Source organism: Thalassospira lucentensis (assembly GCF_050516545.1).
GTDB classification, from domain to species: domain Bacteria; phylum Pseudomonadota; class Alphaproteobacteria; order Rhodospirillales; family Thalassospiraceae; genus Thalassospira; species Thalassospira lucentensis_C.
Genome location: NZ_CP191544.1, coordinates 2276266 through 2296758, shown reverse-complemented (window position 1 = coordinate 2296758; position 20493 = coordinate 2276266). Strand labels below are relative to the sequence as shown.

General features: G+C 46.5%; 15 protein-coding genes and 1 pseudogene. 12 read left to right on the top strand and 4 right to left on the bottom strand.

What is annotated here, in order from left to right:
* The first annotated feature begins 10 nt into the window (after positions 1 to 10).
* The 8 genes from ACQ0MK_RS10665 to ACQ0MK_RS10630 all read left to right on the top strand — a co-directional run bounded on the left by ACQ0MK_RS10665 (position 11) and on the right by ACQ0MK_RS10630 (position 10643).
* Positions 11 to 1213: a glycosyltransferase gene (locus ACQ0MK_RS10665; protein WP_430472565.1), complete on the top strand. Its 1203-nt coding sequence runs from the start codon at positions 11 to 13 to the stop codon at positions 1211 to 1213.
* Positions 1214 to 1381: 168 nt separating this feature from the next.
* Positions 1382 to 3193, top strand: coding sequence for an HAD-IIIC family phosphatase (locus tag ACQ0MK_RS10660; protein ID WP_430472564.1), 1812 nt, complete (start codon positions 1382 to 1384; stop codon positions 3191 to 3193).
* A gap of 10 nt (positions 3194 to 3203) precedes the next feature.
* Entirely contained in the window at positions 3204 to 5339 is a 2136-nt protein-coding gene (locus ACQ0MK_RS10655; protein ID WP_430475996.1) for an ArnT family glycosyltransferase, read from the top strand.
* Between the two features lie 107 nt (positions 5340 to 5446).
* Positions 5447 to 5686 carry an acyl carrier protein gene (locus ACQ0MK_RS10650; RefSeq protein ID WP_430475995.1) on the top strand — a complete coding sequence of 80 codons (240 nt, stop codon included), beginning with the start codon at positions 5447 to 5449 and terminating at the stop codon, positions 5684 to 5686.
* Between the two features lie 2 nt (positions 5687 to 5688).
* Entirely contained in the window at positions 5689 to 6846 is a 1158-nt protein-coding gene (locus ACQ0MK_RS10645) for an SDR family oxidoreductase (RefSeq protein ID WP_430476020.1), read from the top strand.
* A 6-nt stretch (positions 6847 to 6852) separates the two neighbouring features.
* Complete coding sequence (locus ACQ0MK_RS10640) at positions 6853 to 7407, top strand: hypothetical protein (RefSeq protein ID WP_430475994.1); 555 nt, start codon at positions 6853 to 6855, stop codon at positions 7405 to 7407.
* A 310-nt stretch (positions 7408 to 7717) separates the two neighbouring features.
* Positions 7718 to 8830 (top strand): glycosyltransferase, encoded by a 1113-nt coding sequence (locus tag ACQ0MK_RS10635; protein ID WP_430475993.1) that lies wholly within the window; start codon positions 7718 to 7720, stop codon positions 8828 to 8830.
* Complete coding sequence (locus tag ACQ0MK_RS10630) at positions 8823 to 10643, top strand: asparagine synthase-related protein (RefSeq protein WP_430475992.1); 1821 nt, start codon at positions 8823 to 8825, stop codon at positions 10641 to 10643. The genes ACQ0MK_RS10635 and ACQ0MK_RS10630 overlap by 8 nt, the downstream gene beginning before the upstream one ends.
* Here ACQ0MK_RS10630 and asnB (ACQ0MK_RS10625) read toward each other — a convergent pair.
* Genes asnB (ACQ0MK_RS10625) through ACQ0MK_RS10615 form a run of 3 tightly spaced genes read right to left on the bottom strand, consistent with a single transcriptional unit; the run spans position 10588 to position 14222 of the window.
* Positions 10588 to 12489 carry an asparagine synthase (glutamine-hydrolyzing) gene (gene asnB / locus ACQ0MK_RS10625; protein WP_430475991.1) on the bottom strand — a complete coding sequence of 634 codons (1902 nt, stop codon included), beginning with the start codon at positions 12487 to 12489 and terminating at the stop codon, positions 10588 to 10590. The genes ACQ0MK_RS10630 and asnB (ACQ0MK_RS10625) overlap by 56 nt on opposite strands.
* Complete coding sequence (locus tag ACQ0MK_RS10620) at positions 12489 to 13316, bottom strand: PIG-L deacetylase family protein (protein WP_430475990.1); 828 nt, start codon at positions 13314 to 13316, stop codon at positions 12489 to 12491. The genes asnB (ACQ0MK_RS10625) and ACQ0MK_RS10620 overlap by 1 nt, the downstream gene beginning before the upstream one ends.
* Positions 13317 to 13361: 45 nt before the next feature.
* Positions 13362 to 14222 (bottom strand): methyltransferase domain-containing protein, encoded by an 861-nt coding sequence (locus ACQ0MK_RS10615; protein WP_430475989.1) that lies wholly within the window; start codon positions 14220 to 14222, stop codon positions 13362 to 13364.
* Positions 14223 to 14398: 176 nt separating this feature from the next.
* Between ACQ0MK_RS10615 and ACQ0MK_RS10610 the strand changes: the two genes are divergently transcribed.
* From ACQ0MK_RS10610 to ACQ0MK_RS10595, 4 genes and pseudogenes are all read left to right on the top strand, one after another.
* Entirely contained in the window at positions 14399 to 15859 is a 1461-nt protein-coding gene (locus ACQ0MK_RS10610) for a B12-binding domain-containing radical SAM protein (protein ID WP_430475988.1), read from the top strand.
* A gap of 23 nt (positions 15860 to 15882) precedes the next feature.
* The gene (locus ACQ0MK_RS10605; RefSeq protein ID WP_430475987.1) at positions 15883 to 16854 is read left to right on the top strand and encodes a hypothetical protein; all 972 of its coding nucleotides are present in this window, start codon (positions 15883 to 15885) and stop codon (positions 16852 to 16854) included.
* 142 nt (positions 16855 to 16996) lie between these two features.
* Complete coding sequence (gene asnB, locus ACQ0MK_RS10600; protein WP_430475986.1) at positions 16997 to 18931, top strand: asparagine synthase (glutamine-hydrolyzing); 1935 nt, start codon at positions 16997 to 16999, stop codon at positions 18929 to 18931.
* A 238-nt stretch (positions 18932 to 19169) separates the two neighbouring features.
* A pseudogene (locus ACQ0MK_RS10595) lies at positions 19170 to 19918 on the top strand (IS5 family transposase).
* 20 nt (positions 19919 to 19938) lie between these two features.
* Here the strand turns inward: ACQ0MK_RS10595 and ACQ0MK_RS10590 are convergent.
* Positions 19939 to 20487, bottom strand: coding sequence for a GNAT family N-acetyltransferase (locus tag ACQ0MK_RS10590; protein WP_430475985.1), 549 nt, complete (start codon positions 20485 to 20487; stop codon positions 19939 to 19941).
* Positions 20488 to 20493 lie beyond the last annotated feature (6 nt).

The following is a 20493-nucleotide window of genomic DNA, read 5'->3' as shown; positions in this document are numbered from 1 at the left end:
AGGAAAATTCGTGAGCAAGTTTAGAAAGCCGAAAATTACAATTGTGGTCGGTAGCTTGGAACGCGGTGGATGTGAGACTCATCTACTACAAGTTATGCCAGCCCTTGTTGCTTTGGGATATGAAGTATCCGTCTTCCTGCTCTTTGGGGAGGGGGTTCTTGCTGACGCTATGAGGGCGAGCGGAGTTTATGTTGATGTCGGTCACCCAAAATGGCAGTCAAGGAAGGTGCTGGGGGGGCGTATAATTAAGCTAGCTTCTGCCGTGGCTCGTTTGATCAGGCATTTGGCAAAGCATCGACCTGACATCATCCATTTCTTTTTGCCGGCAAGTTACTTGATAGGAGCCCCAGTTTCCTTGTTGATCCCGGGGTTGATACGCGTGATGAGTCGTCGAAGTCTTAATAAATATATGGACCAAAAACCTTGGGTCGGAGCAATTGAGCGAAAGTTACATGGGCGTATGGATGCGATCTTGGCCAACTCGCAGGCCGTTCTGAGGGATTTAGTGGTCGCGGAGCACGTCAATCCAAGAAAGGTTGGAGTGATATACAACGGTGTTGCAAGAAGTGCTGCGGATTCAGGCCAGAATTTAAGTAATTGGCGTGCGAAAGTAGGGGCCGTTCCCGATAGTTTGTTGATCTGTCAGGTTGCCAATCTGATTCCATACAAGGGACATGTTGATCTATTCAATGCTCTTGAACGACTTAAGGACCGGGATTGGAAGCTGGTTTTGGCTGGGCGGGATGATGGGCATGGAGATTTCTTAAGAAGGCTCGCAACAAATACGGGACTAGTGGATAGGATATGTTTTGCTGGACCTGTGGAATTCATCGGCGAGCTTCTGGAGGAATCGGACATACTGGTTTTGCCTTCTCATGAGGAAGGGTTTTCCAACGCATTGCTAGAGGGGATGTTGGCAGGCCTTCCATGTGTGGCGAGTAATGTAGGTGGTAATGCGGAAGCTCTTGGCTATGGTTCAGCTGGGATATTGGTACCGCCGAAAAATCCAATAGAGCTGTCCGAAGAGCTGGGTAAATTAATGGATGATTCCAGTTTGAGAAGGTCAATTGGTGAGATGGCTAGGAGCAGAGCTCAAAGGAAGTATTCCTTGCAGGCGTGTATCGATCAATATGATGCTTTTTATACAGCAATCTGGCGCAGGGAAGATTTGCATAGATTGGAAGGGTTTAAGCATCATGTTTCTCATGAATAAACTCGTTTCAAGGCAAAGTGAATAAAGAGAAATATTGGAAAAGTTATGCGCCGGTGGTTAGGTTGCTCCATCAATTTATCACCTTTGGTTGCCGAGGAGCGGCTTCTTACCTTGTTAGGGTAATTACCAGCACACCTACCTTGCTCGAAACTATGGGACACAATTTCTATGATCCTTACGGATTTTCCTTATACCAAAGACTATCGATCCCTAAACAATAATCCAGCACGCTATGCGCGTCTTGACAAACGCTTAGAGGAATTGTCAGGCGAACTAATGCCTCTACGAATTGCCATACTGTCTAGCTACACGGCGGACGGCCTGAGACCGTTTTTGCGTGTCGAATTAGCGCGCCGGGGGCTGCTTGCAACATTGTCTGTCATGCCCTTTGGCCAATTTGAAGAGCTGATTCTTGACCCGGCTTCCTTGTTGTACCGCGAAGACCCGGATGTCGTGGTAATTTTGACGCGGCCAGAAGAGATGGCTGCAGATGGGACCGGGCAAGTTCAGGATGACCTGTTGAATGCTAACGTTGCTAGAACCCGACTCTGGATTGAAAATATTCGGCATTTCAGCGATGCTCAAATTCTTGTGTCTAGTCAATCCATTTCGACACCATCACTGTGGCATATCAGTGATGTCATGGATTGTCACTCAGGACCTGAGCTAATGGTCGCGCAAGCAAACAGGCAGTTAGCGACGATTTGTGGAACTGTCTCGGATTGTTATCTATTTGACAGCGATGCTGTGATCAAGACTACAGGTTTGCAGGAATGGTCTGACGAGAAGATGTATTATCTTGGCAGAATACCTCATTCGACGACCGCAAAAATTGCCCTGTCTAATGCTCTCGCACGACACGTTTCAGCGTTGAGAACATTGCCGAAAAAATGCCTAGTGTTGGATGCAGACAATACTCTTTGGGGAGGTGTAATTGGTGAAGATGGTTTAGGGGGAATCAGATTGGGGGGGGCATGGCCCGGCAATGCTTTCCAAAACTTTCAGCGTTACATTCTAAGGTTACGCGAAAAGGGTGTCATTCTTGCTTTGTGTTCAAAAAACAATAAAGAAGATGTCGAGACGGTCTTTTCCGATCATGAAGATTGCTTGCTCAAATTGGAGCACTTTGGTGCCATAAGAGCAAATTGGAATGATAAGGCTAGTAACATTACGGAGTTGGCAGAAGAGTTAAATATTGGTGTCGATTCAATGGTTTTTGTCGATGACAGCCCGGTGGAGTGTGGTTGGGTCCGGGAAAACTTACCTCAGGTAACGGTGGTCCAATTACCTAGTTCTCCACTGGCATATATTGCGACGGTCGAAGCCTTTGAAGCTTTTGATATCTTGCGTTTGACGCAAGAAGATAAGCACAGGGCAAATCAATATGGCGAAGAACGCCAGCGTAAGGTGGCCCGATCAGAAGCAAAATCTCTCGAAGATTTTTTGTACAGTCTAGAAATGAAGTCCCAAATTGAGCCAGTTAGTCCTAGTAGTTTAGCTCGAGCGGTTCAATTGATACACAAGACAAATCAATTCAATCTGACCTTACACAGGCACAGTGAAGCAGAGCTGTGTTCGTTGATGAACAATGGCGCGGTAGCCTTGACCCTTAGACTTCAAGACAAATTTGGGGATAGCGGCATTGTTGGTTTGGCGATTGGAGTTCCTAATGATGACAGCTTTTCGCAAAGCAGGGAATGCCGATGGCACATTGACACATTCCTTTTGAGTTGTAGGGTCTTGGGACGTGGCGTGGAGGACTTGCTGCTAGCCAGTTTAGCTAATTATATTGAAAAGCGGTTAGCGGAGGACAGTCCGTTGATTTTGATTGGCGAATTCAAATCAGGGAAAAAAAATTCTCAGGTTGCGGACTTTTATCCAAATAGAGATTTTGAAGCTGTGGATGGTGAAAAAGGTTTTTGGGTAAGGAATTTAAGTAAAGCTCCACTGGAGATACCTGCATGGTTTGATTTGGAATAGGCTTGTAAACATGGAAAGCGTTGCTCGGATACTAGGTGTTCTTAACGAGATATATGCTTTTGGCGTTGCGTCCATTTTCTTGTTTGCTGCAGGCCGCGTCTTGTCTAATATCAAAACGGCAAGGTCGGAAATTGAATCAGTCACAAATCGAAGTATAACTAGCTCGTTCGCCGGAGCTCTAATCCTTGCGGTACTTTCTGTGTTGGCGCTAACACGCGGTTCTCCAGCTAATAACGGTGCTGTTTACGAGGCCTTCAATGACTTTGGCCTCCTAGGGCTTTTGGGTTGCGGTGCTCTTGTAATTTTCGGGGCCTGTGGACTGACAATGTTTCACCGGCTATCGGGTCAGGATCCGGTGGAAGTGGTTTGTAGGGCTCCAAAATTATTGCTGATTATGTGTGTTTTGTTCGCAGTGTTGGCGGCCCTCCAACCAGTTACTGCAGCGTGGAATGTACCGGGCTGGGGAGATGCTATCTTCTGGGACCGAATTTCTCACACAATTGCACGTGGAGATGCGCCTTCCGGGCATGATTACTATCTGCCTGTTTATCAGTTTGGAACGGCTTTGTTATATAAGGTGTTTGGGCATCAGTTCTTTGTTCAACAGGTGATGAATGTTCTGTTAGCCCCATTCACCATTTTTCTGTTGGCTGCGGCTTTACGTGAACTCACCGGGAAAATACTACCCGTGTTAGGGATTGCGATGCTGGCTGCGAGTCAGGATTACTTGCGTTATGAGCCGCAAATTCAGCAAATTACCAGTTGGTATGTCCCTGCCATCGCTTTAACGATTTATTCTGTGGCTAGAGTTATCAGTCGGCCGGATCAGGTAAGCTTCATTCTGCTGGGGTTGTCGGCAGGTCTGGCTTTTTCCATTCGAAATCAGGGAGCATTCTACGATGTTTTTATTTTGCTTGCGCCTTTATTGGGGAGAAGTTTGACATCTAAAGCTGCAAAAATTCGAGGTTGCCTATTGGCTGGTCTCGTTTTCATCGTAGTTTTAACTCCATGGACCATACGGAACTACTTGGTTGATGGTCGTCTTTCCCCCACAGGGGCACAAACAGGTATCCACATGGCTCTTGGCTTGCACCCTGATGGGTTTCATGGCATCCGGAGAGACTTAGTGGATCCGGAATGGAGAAGACTTATTGGTTCAAACGCCGATTACATGGAAAAAGACGCGGTACAAAAAGAATATATAAAACAACGGCTCATGGAAGATACTGGTTACTTTTTTCAGGGGGTGTTTTGGCGTAGCATTGCCTTTTGGGGATTGTTACCAAACGGAGTTTGGGCGGGAACTGGTCCAATGGAAACAGATTGGCAGGTCAGCGGAAAGGAATGGATTCTAAGTAATGGCATTAAGATATTGTTGTTACTTTCCGTTGTGTTGAGTCTTGTCTCTATTTCTTTTTTAATCTCATGGCCTTTAGCTATAGGGGGAGCGCTCGCAGTATCTGCAAATATGATGGTAGTATTTTTTGCCGGGTTTACAGAAGAGCGGATTCATTATCCTGTATTGCCAATACTGTTTACGATCATTTTTGTAGCGCTGTCGTCCTTAGAAAATAAAAAATTGAACGGAAGAGGGTTATTGGATGTAAGCGTAGCAACTGTGGCTTCTGTTTGTGGAATAGTAATTGTATTTTCTGTAATTTATCACATCAGTATTGGAAAAAATCTGCTTTACAGTCCAATTAAAGCTCAGATTGAGAATAACACTGATGCCACCTTGATTCAGACTGATCTCGATAGATATCCTGTTTTGTCCTCAAAGATGGCACTCGGATCGCTTCGTGTGGGGGAATATGTTAGAGCGAGATTAGCGCTGACTAATCATCATCTGCCAGTGAAGTGGTATGCTCGCGAAATACAAGGTTTTCCGCTTTGGACATTGGACCCTAGTCAGCCGACTGTTTATCGCAGCTATTTCTTACCCAAAGGTGCTAGCGGCTATATTTGGGGACAATCAGAAAAAGTTGGGGTGGTGCTGGACGGGATGCAGGCGCCGCGGCAACCTCTTGAAGACGATATCTGGGATCTGATCCTGGAAATCCGCGAGGTCGAACAGACCGGCATGGTCTTTGCGCGTGCAATAAGCGGGTTACCTCGCGGTAGGGCTGAAGCCAACGAATTGCGCTAAGACCTTGAACGCGTCAGGCCTTCCCTTTAAGAAAGATTTTTGAGTATGGATGACTGGCTTCATCGCTCTGTTTGGATCGGTTTTGAGGACGAAAAGAAAGAAGCGGCATGTATGATTTTGAAAATAGGCTAAAACAGGTGATGGCGGATATCTTAGAAGTTGAAATATCTGATATTGTAGTGGATTCAAGTCCGGACACAATTGAAAGTTGGGACTCTTTGCAGCAATTAAATTTGGTGTCTGCACTGGAAGCTGAGTTTTCAATTGCTTTGACCCCGGATGACATTGCAGACATGCTGTCATATGCATTGGTCCGCGACATTGTTCAGGAACGTTTAGGTGCGTGACGATGTATGAGCTGGGGCAACGATTTACTACGGGTATCGATATTGACCATGCCCTGGTCGCAAAGTTTGCCGAGTTTTCTGGTGACTTGAACCCAATTCACGTTGATGCAGTTGTCGCGCGTGAGTTTGGTCATCCAAAACCGGTTGCCCACGGTGCAATTCTGGTCGCTATTATATCTCGTATGATTGGTATGGAGATACCAGGTCCAGGAGCCGTTTGGCTAAGTCAAAATGTAGAATGGTTGCAGCCTGTCTATGTAGGTGATCGGATTTCTGTGACGTTGGAAATCACAGAATATTCACAAGGGGCTTCACTATTAACGCTGGCAGTCTGTGCTGTAAATCATGACGGAACCAAGGTGATGCAAGGACAAGCCCGAGTTAAGCAAGGGTACAATCTGGCACGCACGCGAGAGAGAAAAATGGACAAAAAAGGTCTGGCGATTCTTACTGGAGGCTCTAGGGGGATAGGTGCAACGATCGCTGCAGTATTAGCCGAAGACGGCTACGATGTTGCATTAATCTTTCGCAGTAATAGGGAAGTAGCGAAAAAGGTTGCAGCATCGGTCCAGTCGTTTGGCAGGAAATGCCATTTAGTCCGTGCTGATTTAACCATCCCTGGCCAAGGGACAGAAGACCTTATCGCTTTAGGACCATGTAATTTGTTCGTCCATGCGGCTTCTGCTGATATTGGAACTGTTCGGATTGATGAAGGTGCATGCAGTAGTCAAGATTTGTACGACTTGCACTGGCAGGTAACCTGTAAAGCCGCTATGGAATTAGTTAGGCTTGTAATGCCCGGTATGGTGGAGGCTGGGCACGGGAGATTGATTTTCATGGGAACTTCTGCGCTGGATAGTTCGCCTCCCGTCGGGTGGTCTCCCTATCTTATGGCAAAACATGCTTTGTGGGGGTATGTTCGTAGCCTAGCCGTTGAGCTGGGGCCGAAGGGAATCACGGCGAACATGGTATCGCCATCGATGATTATTACGGATTTAACGAAAAATGTTCCGCATCGAGCAAAGGAGATTGAAGCACGTAAAAATCCCGTGCGCCGCCTTGCGCAACCTGGAGATGTGGCCGATGCCGTTCGATATCTGGCTTCCGATGGAGCATCTTTTGTAAATGGGCAAAACATTTTCCTGACGGGCGGGATTTAGGGGCAGATGTATAGTGTTGTAAGGGCGACACTAGATGATCAGGAACCGGTGATTTCTTTTTTGTTGCAACATCTTGGTGGTCAAGAAGACTCATACCGCCGTATTTTTCGCTTCAGATCACATTTAGGCATTGATGAAACTAACTGTCCTCCTCCTGGGTTTTGTATCAAGGAGGAGGATGGCTCTATCGCCGGGTTTATTGGTTTTCTGGTATCTCGTCCGGCATGGGTGACTGATCGTTGGCTGGTGAATATGACGAGTTGGGCAGTTTCGGCAAAAGCGAGAGGCCTTAGTTTAAAGTTGTTGCTAGAAGCCACACGTCAGGAAAACTGGATCATCACGAACTATTCTGCAACGGAAGCTGTGCAAGCAATCCTACCACGTTTCCAATTCCACCAGATCGACAATGCCGAAGTCTCAGTTTCTACTGTGGCCCCTAGCCTCTTCGGGGGGGGGGGGGAGCTTTGTTCGTTCGCTTGGGACAAGCGGCAATCGATCATATCTACGACGTTGATGAAAACAGAGTTCTACAGCAACACTTTGATGCAGGTGCCATCATAATGCATGTCCCGGGATCGGGCCGAAGCTATGTTTTCTTTAGAAAAAGATGGGGCCGCATGCATGCTTTGCAGTTCATGCATGCTTCTTTTGGACCAAGTCAGATTTTGCTTAAAGACTGGAAAGCGTTTGCAGCAGTAGCATTGATTAGGTTCGGAGCTGCGAGGGTCATAATGGACGAGCGCTTTCTTCCCATTGGTGTGGTTCCGGCAGAGAGAAAGCCACGAGCTATGTTTGTTAAAGGCCTAGGTGAAGGGGATGCGGTCCCTGATCGGGCGTATAGCGAGCCGATTCAGTCCCTAGGGGTCTTTTAATGTCGCGGCGGTTGGTGCACATTCAGACCGCAGGTTTTGCAACGCCAAACGGCAGGGCCTTTCTTATGCCATTGTTGTTGCATCGGCAATTGCTTTTAGATGCAGGGATCGAATTGAAATTGTTTTCAGCAGAATATGCAAAAGACGATCTTCCAGACTGCGATTATCTGATTGTTGACAGTAAGGCTTTGTCCCCTCGATGGGCCAAAGGGAAAGACCAAATTTTGTCAGAAATGCAAAAAAATCGGTCTAAAGCGGGAGCTTTGATATTCTGCGATATTTCAGATAGTGCATCTTGGGACCATGCTCACATCCTTCCTTTTGTTGACCTGTACTGCAAATCACAGCTTTTGGTTGATAGATCCTTGTATCTACAGCCACTTTACGGCCACCGTTATTACGCAGATTATTATCATCGTTTTTTTGGCATCAATGATGACCAGCACGAGAGTTCGGAGCCGGTTTCAAATCCTGATGACCTTAAAAAACTGTGTGTAGGTTGGAACTCTGGCCTCGCTGATTACAGTTTGTTTGGGCCGTTGCGTATGGCACTATATGAAAAGGCCCCTTTCAAGACTTTGCTACGCTTTCCGTGGAATTGTAAGGCCCCGTCTGTCGGGCGCCGGATGAATGCAAGTTTACGTATGGGGACTAACTACTCGCGCCGTTCTGTTGCATTTCATCGAAGGTATCTCGCGGAAATGCTCGGTTCACGCCTGCAAACAGGAAAACTGTCACGGCGGGCATATTTTAGAGAGCTTAGCCGAAGCAAATTGGTCGTATCTCCTTTCGGTCTTGGTGAAATTACTCTTCGGGATTTTGAAGTCTTTTTGGCCGGTGCGATGCTTGTCAAGCCTGATATGAGTCACATGGAAACTTGGCCAAACTTTTATATGCCGGGAGAGACGTTCCTATCCTATAAACTAGATTTCTCTGACTTTGAAGTAGTCCTTGAGACTGCACTGAGTGATGAACATAGATTGCTTGAAGTTGCTCGGGCCGGACAATCACGTTATCTAACGTATGTGTCCGGCCCGGAAGCGGGACTTCTATTTGTCGATCACTTTAAGGCTATTCTTGATCGTTGCATACTTAGGAAAGGTCATGATTGAAAAAGAAGGACGGTGGTTCTTTCATTTATCAATGTCTTTAGATCGGGTCCAGCCTTACGATGACAGGACGGTCATCTACCGGCAAGGAGGTGTGATACTCTCAGCAGACAACATGCATCCGATTATTCGTCAAACGAGTGTTGTTTTGGCTGGCCAGGGAGAGTTCGAAATATTTCTTATCGGACATCCAGCTGTTGACGATCAAATAAATGATGACGCTGTATTAGCCTTATTGCAACGGGGCCTATCATCCTCGCTTGAAGATGAGTTAGTGCGTCTTAATGGTAGTTTTGCCATTTTAATAGTTAACCATTTACAGCAGCGGATTCTAAGTATTGTTGATAGGTTTTCGTCAATACCCTTGTTCTGGCATTGGCAGAAAGGCCGACTGGATATTGCGAGTAATCTATCTGTGTTGCGGTCGGTATTACCGATGCTTGCCGTCGATGACATGGCGGCAGCAGAGTTTCTGTATTTGCGTCGTTTGATGGGGGAAAAGACACTTCTGAAAAATGCCTATTATCAGCGGAGCGCTAGTTTAGTTCTGTTTGAACCAGATAATGAACCAATTAGCAGTGTCTGGTGGTATCCAGACTTCTCCCTGCCGCCGCTGCCCGATAAGGATTTGCCTGATGTCATAGGAAGTACGTTGCAATCCGCCATGTCCCTGTATCTTTCCGACAGAAAAAAAGTAGGACTGTTACTAAGTGGGGGCTTGGATTCCCGAGCACTTGTTGCTGCATCGCCGACACAGTTATATTGCTATACGACCTGCATGCAAGAAAACAACGAAAGTGATGTTGCTAGAGATGTCGCCGCCACCGCCGGAATGCCCTTCACATTTTTGCCCCGCAAGTCGGGAATTCTAAATGACTACTTTGAGACAGCTGCATTTTTGACTGGTGGACAGCAGATATATAGTGAATGCCAGTTTATGGGCTACGGTGATAGGTTGTCTAGGCAATGCGATGTTTTACTAATCGGGCTTGGCCTTGATATTTTTTTTGGCGGGCTATACCTACCTTCCCGTCTTGGAACTTTGTTTGGTCGGCCCGTTATTCATTCACATCTTCTACCTTTGGGGAGCGATTTACCAGAAACTTATCTTAACAATGTATCCTATCGATTGAAGCAGTCGGATTTCTGGTCTCTTGTCCTCCCAAATAGTCGTCAAAGCATCGAACAGGCGTTGCTTAGGTCTGTTGGGAATATCGAGGAGCGCGGCAGAAGCTTAGGTGCGGAAGGGTATACTTTGTGGGAGTATTTTCATGGTCATAATTTGTCCCGCCACTACTCATTCCCGATGATGATGTCAGTCCGTAGCTTCATGGACTGTAGAGCCCCAGCCTTGGAAAACAATATTTTCGACTTGTCTTGGCGAATGACAGGCCGTCAAAAATTGAATGGAACAGCCTATCAAAAAGCACTTGTAAAATTGGCTCCCGAATTAATGTCAATTCGAAATGCCAACACGAACTATCCCGCAGGTATGTCGTTGTCTAGACAAACTTTCACTAAAGCCATGCAGTTTGCAAAACACAAAGTATTTGGTTCTGATATGCCACGTAGCCCATCGAGAGCAGACAGATCATGGCCGACAGCCAAATCACAGCTTGCAGCATCTCCGCGTCTTGAAGATCGATATAGATTTCTTCCTCAATCAGAAGCTCTTGCTGGCTTGTCCTTTCTGAACATGGATGCAATTTCAGAAATCGTCGCGACCCATGATCGGGGAGCACATGATCACGCTGTATTAATCAACTTATTGCTGTCGCTGGAGTGTTTTTTGCTTTCTTCGCAAGTGAAGCACTGACCGTTCCAATTTCTAAATCTTCCGAAGAGCGTAACCATAACTCTATGTTGACTAGGTGGGCCAATGGAGGCATCCCAGGGGTTTGCGAGCCCCTGCGGAAATTTTCGACCATCGTGCGCAATATCTTTTGATCAGCATATTTTCCAAGACGGGAGGAGCTTTCGGTTAGAAGGGGCAAATAACGTCCTAGTCCTTGTTCGTCTTTCAACCACTCGTCAAGCGGTAGATTAAGGCCAACCTTGCGCCGAAAGACTACATCTTTTGGAAGCCACTTGGCAGCAATCTGTTTCAACAAGGGTTTGGTTTCTCCACCAGGTACTCGTAAGCCCATTCCAATGCTATTTACGATTCTTGCCAGTGGTAAATGTGTGAATGGTACCCTTGCTTCCACACTAGCGGACATAGCCATTTTATCCTGCCGCATTAACAACGATGACAAATAACTGGTTTGGTCTACCGCCATCATACGCGTAGGGAAGTTACTGAAACGACGAGCTGTTTCTTCTCTTGCACCACCTTGCCAATTTAAGTCTGGGAACATGCTTTGCATCTGCATGAAATCGAAATAGATTGATGAAACAATTGCTGCATCGTTGCGGTGGAAGCGATGTAGGAACTTGTAGCGTTGAAGAAAAGGCCAAAGCGTTCTCGGTACAAGCTTGGCAATGCGGTTAAATTTGAGCAATTGTTGCCAGCGAGCATAACGGTCATAACCACCAAAAAATTCGTCTGCTCCTTCACCGGTTAACACAACCTTATGGTTCTGCGCCAGTTCCTTGCATAACAATTTCAGCATTACGCATCCAAAATGAGGAACTGGACCATCCATATACTTTACTGCATCTGGCAAGGCTTCGGCAAAATCCTTGCCGGTGAGGGAAATGTTTTTGTGTCGAACAGGATATTGCTGCGTAACCATGTCACGCCATTTTCCTTCGTCATAACGATCATCATCAATGCTTACAGCATAGCTATCAAGTGGTCGGTTCGCATACTTCGACGTCATGGCCAGAACAAGACTTGAATCTACGCCACCTGATAGCTGTAGAGCATATCCGACATCGCTTTGCATATGATCTTTGATCGATTGACTGATTGCGTTCTCGCATTGAGCAAGAACTGTTTCCTTGTCCAAATTTTCTCTTGGATGAAGGGTGTCGAGGGGGTCCGAAAAGACAGTTTCTGACCATTCTTTTCCACTTAGTCGAAAACGTACGAACCTACCACCAGGCAGCAATTCAATATCTTGGTAGTTTGAAAGGCGTCCGGCAGCAAAGCGATGCATAAGGAGTTCACTAAGGGCATCAGCATCAATTTCTGAACGGTTGATCAAGCGCCGCAAAGGCCGCGCTTCGCTGGCAAATGCCGTGTAGCCATCCTTGCGTGTAATATACAATGGCTTAATGCCGAAACTATCACGTGCAGCGTATCCTTGTTGCAAGTCGTGATCAATGATGACGCAGGAAAACATCCCTTCTAGACGGGCGAAAACATCGGCCCCCCAAATGATAAAGCCTTGCAATAATGCTTCAGTATCGCCTTTGGTGCGGAATACGCAACCCACCCCTTCAAGTTCGGAGCGCAAGGTTTTGTAGTTGTATATTTCCCCGTTAAAAACCAGTTCATAGCGCCCTGTTTCGTCGCGCATCGGTTGGTTGGAGTGAGCTTCGGGGTCAATTATTGCTAGCCGCCGAAAAATCAATGCACAATTTGAATGACAGATGACGCGTCCGTCATCTGGACCGCGGTGATATAGGTCACGGTCAATATCCTCAAGTAATTTGGGGCACCATTGCCCTTCCTGATTATAATTCCCTGATCCAATAATTGCTGCGAATCCACACATTAGGTACTGTCCTTACCGCAATAATGGCTAATCAAGTTTATGTATTCATTGCAAGGCATGACCATAAAGCCTTCCGCCCAAGCTTCGTCGCCGTTAGTGCTTATCCATCTTGAAGTCCATGCATTAAGACCTAATGTAAAATGTACCCAATCACGCGTTTTCATTTGCGATTTGTGAAAGCGAATATAGTTAGCTTTGTCTCGTATGACAGGTGAAATATCTGCTACTACATTGGGAATAATCGCAGAATAGACTTGATAAGCATACACTTCGCTTTCTTTTAGTACTGTCCGGGTGACTTTCCAAGCATCGTGAAATAGTTCATTTGCGTGTCGGTGGTCAGAGTTGTCGTCCAAGACAAAGGGAAGCATTAATATGTCGGGCCGAAGCTCATTGATGATGTCGATGAGGCTGTTTGCCTTCCAAGGATGTTTTCCTGCTGTATTGCGGCCAAAAAACGGTGACCATCCTACTTCTTGGCATAAGGCACGACTTTCAGTTTCGCGGGTCTCAAACTGATCTTCCCGCCCTGATGAGAGATAGAAAATTGAGATTTCGCAGTGTTGTTTTCCGGCCATCAGAAGAAAGCCACCGGGGCCGATTATTTCGTCATCTGGGTGCGGAGCAATGACGAGGATTTTACGGTTTTTTGGAATAGTAGCCGGTAGTGGGCATATATAACTTGTATAAGCCAGACTGGAGATCAGATCGCGTGCTTTTGTTAAATCTTCGACGTCTGTCAAATTGCCGATTAAGAATTTGTATCTTCGCTTGGCCCAGATCAGAGCCTCAAAGCGTGTGATCAGGTTTTTGATCTTGCGGAGCATGTGAGGCAGTCCTTGGGTTCGAAAAAGTCTTGAGCGCCTATAATATTACCCTGATTTCCGAAGTTGCATTGTCCTAGTCAAATTTAGGTCAAGACTATACAGAAACGGAAAAGGAAAATGGCTCGTTTTTTCTAACTTGAAATGCTGTTTCAGTGATTTGCTGATCTTCATGGCTGTATTACAGTGTTCCAAAGCAATGTACTTACGGTAGTCTATGTTATACCGCTTAGACATGGTCCGCTCCGAAGTAAGTTTACGCCCCAACGTCCATCCAAGACCACCTTCGCACGGAATACCAACATGGAATGCGGATTCTGGTGCGAGAATACGGTGAATTTCTTTAATCGCCTCATCCAAGAAGTATATATGTTCTAACGCGTAAATTGAAACTGCACGGGTAAAGGCATTTCCCTTGAACGGTATCGACAGGATATTTCCTTGTACAAGCAAAGCATTGGGAAAATGGTTTTTGATTTTTTCTAAACTCTCCATCCGGATATCCAAGCCGACAAATCGACTGTGATCCTTGATAAATGGCCAGTGATAACCTTGACCTGTCCCGATATCGATTGTCCAGTTGGATGTATTACTGGCTGTACTCCGGTCTTTGCCCTCCCAAGCAGCAATCTTTTTGTGTGATGATTCGTGGATCATCCGAAATACTGGGTTAGATTCGGTGAAATAAGATGACGAATCATCGAATAGGTCGCTCATTTTGAGATAATCCGGATCATTGTAGGTGTCCGGTAAGCTCTTTGATTCAGTTGGTAACATGCAAACTATGCCGTTAACTATGCGGAAATTCCGCGCGCAGCTCTTGCAACTAAGGGCATGCTCGTTGTTTTGAGCAATTTCTCCAGAGCAGTCAGGACATTTCAGGATATTGATAAAATCAGAAGATAGCATGACAAAACCGGACTAGTCTGAGCGTGTTAGGTAACAAGGACGGAGTTTTCTCCGGCCCAACTAGAAGTAATTTTCTTTACCAAAAGGATGTACTTATGTAAGAAAAGCGAAGTACGTTAAGATGTACATTAATGCAAGTATTTTTAGATTTCGTAGCTCAGGGGTAGGCACAGAAAATGAAAATCGCCGTAATCGAACCTTGTTTGGAAAATAAAAAGAATGTCATCAGGGACGTTATTTACGGTTGTTGGTGCGGAGGCAAGCGCATCGGCGGTGCTACGGTCCCGCCTTTCGAGCTGTTAACAGTAGCCACTATCTTGCAACAAGAAGGCCATGAAATTGTGTTTGTTGATGCTCAAGCTGAGCAAATTGAGATTGATGAGGTAAAGAGAAGGATTGCTGGTGCTCGTCTTGCCATCATGTCAACATCGGTGATGACAGCCAATAGTGATACAGATTATCTGCGTGAATTGAAAGCAGCCAACCCGCAGATGTTAACTGCTGTTTACGGGTCTCACCCTACTTTCCAGCCAGAAGCCACCTTAGAAAAAGGGGTGGATTTTGCAATTCAGCGAGAACCTGAGTGGGTGATCCGTGATCTGGCGCGAGCGCTCAATGATAATGACATGGTGACTGCGCGTGCAGTACAGGGCACTGTTTCACGAGATGATAATGGCGAAGTTATCAAGAATAAACGGTATGCTTACATTGAAGATTTGGATCAAATCCCACCGTTGAATGTTAATTTCTTACCCAAGGGTGTGGATTATTTCAACCCGATCGTGAAAAACCTACCTTATATCACAGTGTCTAGCTCTCATGGTTGTCCTGCCAAATGCAGTTATTGCACAGCGCCATTCTTCCATGGCACTCGCACCCGTTTCCAGTCAGCAGGAAAAGTTGTTGAGGATGTCGGCTACTATCTGGAAAACGGGATGAAGGAAATTTATTTCCGGGATGAAACCTTCACTGCAGACAGGCAACGGGTTTTCGATATCTGTGCGGGTATAGAACAGCGAGGTTACAAATTTTCGTGGATTTGTAACGCTAGGGTCGACACCGTTGATTTTGAAATGCTGAAAGCTATGAAAAAAGCGGGCTGTCACCTGATCAAGTTTGGAGCGGAGTCTGGGAACCAAGAGGTGCTGGATGCGGTTAAGAAGGGGATTACCCTTGAACAAACGCGTGAAGCATTCAAGTGGTGTAACGAAGTGGGTATAGCCACACACGGGCACTTTATGGTGGGAATGCCGGGTGAAACCTATGACACCATGGAAGAAACCCTAGATTTAGCCATTGAAATTAAACCGACAACAGCGACTTTTGGTATCTGCACGCCGTATCCGGGAACGCCTTTGTTTCGCGAAGTGAAGCGTATGGATGAGAGTATTGATGACGGTGCTAAAAATGCATCGATGGATCGGTTGCATATTCAGGGATCTTTTAACCATCTTTATTGCGATGTGGATGCCGATGATCTGAGCAAGACCGTCAAGCGCTTCTATCGTCGCTTCTATTTGCGTCCTTCCTATATTTGGCTGCAATTCACCCGGATCCGAAACAGTAATATGCTGCGCAACGTGGTGATTGGCGGCATGAATGTATTCAGCTTTGCAACCAACAAAAACAGTAGTTAAGGTCTCTTCTTATGAGGCAGTTTTTGGACCTTGCATTGGAAACAATACCGAGGGTCTTAGGGGCAACGGACAGGGATTCCTCTGCTGAAAGCTATGGAAGCTGTGACCGGCAGTACTGGCATTATCGACTACATGACATGTCGAATGCCAGACTTCAGGAGGCAGGCCTGCTGTTTGCTTTAGCCTATGGCACGGAGACACAGGACAATCCCTTTTTTCGCTCTGAGAAGTTACTAATGTGGATACAAGGAATTTGGAAGTTCTGGCTTGCTGACCGAAACAGCGACGGTTCTTGCTCGGAAGTTTACCCTAACGAGCGTAGTTTCTGTGCAACGGCCTTTTCCGCAGCAGGGTTTTGTGAAACCATTCGACTAACTGGTGGTTATGCTGGCTGGCAGCGAGAACTAATAGAAGCTAAAAAAACAATTGCGTGGCTGGCAATGAACACTAACCCGGAAGTGGCAAATCAGATGGCCGCTAGTGCACTTGCTCTCCAAGCATGGGGACAATTGACCGGAGATGAAGAATTTAGTGATGTGTCTCACCGGAGATTAAGTGACTGTATTGCGTTGCAGAAGAGTTCAGGGGTCTTTCCTGAATACGGTGGTTTTGATACTGGATATCAAACCATCACTATGTCTGTTCTTACGAACTTGCTGAAATGGCTGCCGAAGAACAGCTTAGAGTCTGAATATGTATCTTCTGCCTTGAAAAAGGCAGAGCAAGCGGTAGATAGGGTTGTAGATGGCAATGGTCGCATTGATTCTTCCGCCAGAAGTCGAAATACTGACTACCTCTATCCTCACGCATTCGCGGCTTTAAAAAGTTCTGTTTTACAACGCATAGGAGCAGGGTTGAGCGGCCGGTTTGTTCTTCGGCCGACATGGATGGATGATCGCTATTGTATCGCCTTGGCGGCGGATTATTTGTATGCCTATAGGGAAATTATGCATGTTGATGACAACATCCCGACTCATTCTACTGCGCCTGTTTAACGTCACATTGGGACGCTCAACTCTAGCGAATAAGATATTGCGCAGGGCTTTAGTTAAGATACTAATCCAAAATCAGGATCAATCAAAAAAATATATGGCTAGTTCGCGGTTTTTCAGTTTTAGCGAGCTGGAATAGAGAAAAATGTGCGGTATTGCAGGGCTTTTTGGACCAGAAGCGTCTGAGAGCGGGCTATATGGTATCATGTCGAGGATGCTTCATCGGGGGCCCGATGGCCAGGGAGTGTGGACTAGGGGCGAAGATAATATTGCTCTAGGGCACGTAAGATTATCAATCATTGACCTTGATCATGGCAGTCAGCCGATGATCAGCCCTGACGGAAGATACGTCTTCGTTTACAACGGGGAAGTCTATAATTACGCGGAACTGAGAGGTGGGTTGGAGCAGCAAGGTTGGCAGTTCCGGACGGACTCGGACAGCGAAGTCTTGATGGCTGGATTGATCCTTGAGGATATTGAGTTTCTGAGTAAAACCATTGGTATGTTTGCGTTTGCCTTATGGGACCGTCAGGAGAGGGAGTTGCTTCTGGCGAGAGATCGTATGGGTATTAAGCCTCTTTATTATACTCTTTCACCTCAAAACGGTTTGGTTTTTTCTTCTGAATTTAAGGCGTTGCTTAATTGGCTTCCTAATGGGGCTAGTCTTAACCCTGCCGCGCTTGACGATTATCTAACCCTACGTTATGTGGCTGGACCGAAAACCATGGTCGAGGGAATTCACAAATTTCCAGCGGGCCATTGGGTTCGGTTGGGTTACGATGAGTTGCTCTCAGGTTCATTCTTGCCTGTACGCTGGTGGTCGGTGCACTTCAATTCGACTGGGCCAGAGTTCACGAGAACTGAGGATGAAGAATTGGAGTTCTTGCTCGATGATGCGGTGCGGCTTTGCATGCGCAGCGACGTACCCTTTGGAGCTTTCTTATCCGGTGGTATCGATAGTGGTGTCGTTGCCGGGTTGATGGCCCGACATCATGGTCATGCCATTCGTACATATTCTATTGGGTTTAAAGGAGAGGAAGACGAGCTCACCGAAGCCGCACAGGTTGCTCGTGCGTTGAACTCCAAGCACAGTGAAGTTGTGATGAAGCCGGAAGATCTAAGGTCTTTGCCTGATATTGTACACCGGATTGATGAGCCGTTTCCTGACCCGATTATCATTGCAATGGATATGTTGTCCGCCCGGGCTGCTGTAGACGTAAAGGTAATTTTGACAGGAGAGGGAGCAGATGAGATTTTTGGTGGCTATGTCCATCATCCCCATATGCAACTTTTTGATGGTATCAGTAAAGTTTTACCGAAATGGTTGACCGGTATGGCCGGTGCCAGCGTAAATTTGATCCCGGTGGCCTTACTGGATGCGATGGTCGATTATCAGGTGAAGCCTGGTAAGCCTGCAAGGGACAGGCTTGCGAAGATTATCGTCAATTTACCAGACAAGGCCCGCCGTTATCTAACTTACGTAGGGCTCTTCTCAGAGGATTTGCGGGAGGTACTCGTTTCGTCCAATTATCATCCCGCTCAGGGAGAAGCCACATTGGATCATGTAAGTCGTACATTGTCAGTTTGTGAGCAGGATGGGATACATAGTTTTCTCGACCAGATAATGACGATGGAGTATGAAACTTGGCTAACCGATAATATATTGTTCAAGCAGGACAAAGTCCTGATGGGACATTCACTTGAGGGGAGAGTCCCGTTCTGTGATCATCGTTTGGTCGAACTCGCAGCAAAGCTTCCGTTGGAACGCAAGCTGAAGAGGGGGCGAAACAAAATTGCTCTGCGAGATATGGCTGCAAATATCCTACCAAGTTTACCTCAGATAGGTAAAAAAAAGGCATTCATGATTCCTATGAACGGTGCTTGGGGAGGAGTGTTGAGAGAAATGGCTGGCGACTATCTGTTGTCAACACAGTTTCGACAAAGCGGTATTTTTTGCCCGAAAACCATAGATAACTTGCTAAGTGGCTTTCCGTCGTCGACCTTATTGGAAGGAAAGCAGATTTTGGCATTAATGATGTTTGCCATGTGGCAGGACAGGGTACTATCTTCGTCGGCTTGAACTGACCTGACGATATGAAACCCCTCATGAAATGACCCACACAACGAAGTTTACAGCAAGGGAAGTTTTGTTGGCCTAAGTCCTAATAGTGGACTGAGAATTGTGCCATTACCCATAATCTCAGAGAACGAATTGGGTGTATGCTGGGTAATTCATTGTTCTAGGGTCTGAACCCAATTGGAACGCTTGAAATTTATAGTCGGAATGTGATTCATCCTTTGGGAAAGGGAGTTATTACATGGCACGATTTGATTTGAGCGATAAAGAATGGGCGATCATTGCTCCGCTTCTTCCTGTTGACGGTCGGGGGCTGAAGCGGCGCGACGACAGAACAGTTCTTAATGGCATCTTCTACATTCTTCGAACCGGCGCGCCCTGGCGGGATCTTCCAGGAAGATATGGTCCGCCTACGACAGTCTATAATCGTTATGTCCGCTGGGGAGAGCGCGGCATATGGCGCGAGATATTCGAGGCCCTAGCATCAGAACATGAAGATGCGCTTGTCTTTATCGACAGTTCAATAGTGAAGGATCACCGCGCCGCGGCTGGTTCAAAAAAGGGGAACTGGCAGAGGGTATTGGACGCTCACGCGGCGGCAGGACAAGTAAAGTTCACGCCGCTGTAGATGTACTCGGTCGCCCGTTACGCCTTGCGATCAGTGGCGGACAACTCCATGACAGCAAGATGATCGACTGCTTCCTGAATTGGTCAAAACCACCATTGGCCATTGTCGCCGACAAGGCCTATGGCAGTGCACGTATCCGTCGGGAGATAGAGGATGAAGGTGCCTTGCCGGTGATCCCCGCCAAGGCAAATGCTGGAAAACCTATCCCTCATGACGCGGGTCTTTACGCCAAACGCAATCTTGTTGAGCGTTTCTTCTGCCGTATGAAGGATATGAGGCGGCTGACTATCCGATACGAAAAGTCAGCAGAAAACTTCCTTAATATGGTCCGGATTTTCGCAATCAGATGTTGGGCCAATTGAGTCCAGACCCTAGTTTGTTTTTACTCTTTGATCGACTTCTCATATTCACTGCGCAGTAAACTCATCATGTATGCATCATAGTAGCGACCGTTGCGATATATTATCTGCCGCCGGACACCTTCTTTTTGAAACCCAACTTTTTCATACGAACAAACTGCCCGTGTATTCTCCGTGTTTACGCCAAGGTAAAGTGTCTCCAAGTTCAGTTTGTCAAATGCATAGCCTACTACTTCTTTAAGTGCTGCGGTGCCAAGTCCTTTCCCTAGGGCGTCTGTCTTGCCAATGAGAATACGAAACTCACCGCGCCGGCAAATCCACTGGATCAAGTATATGCCGCAGAAGCCAACACTTTCGCCGCTTACTTTGTCGTCTATGACAAAAACTACATTTTCAGAGCTGTTAGTGAAGCTGTCATATGCTGCTTCAAGTTCTTTGTCTGGGATAGGGCGCCAGCCCGTTTCCATATAACGGGTGGCTTCGGGATTTTCCATCCAACGTCTAATGTTAAGCAAATCTTCTCGTTTAACGCCACGAAGGCCAATTAGGTTGTTTTCAGCAAAATACGTCATGCACTT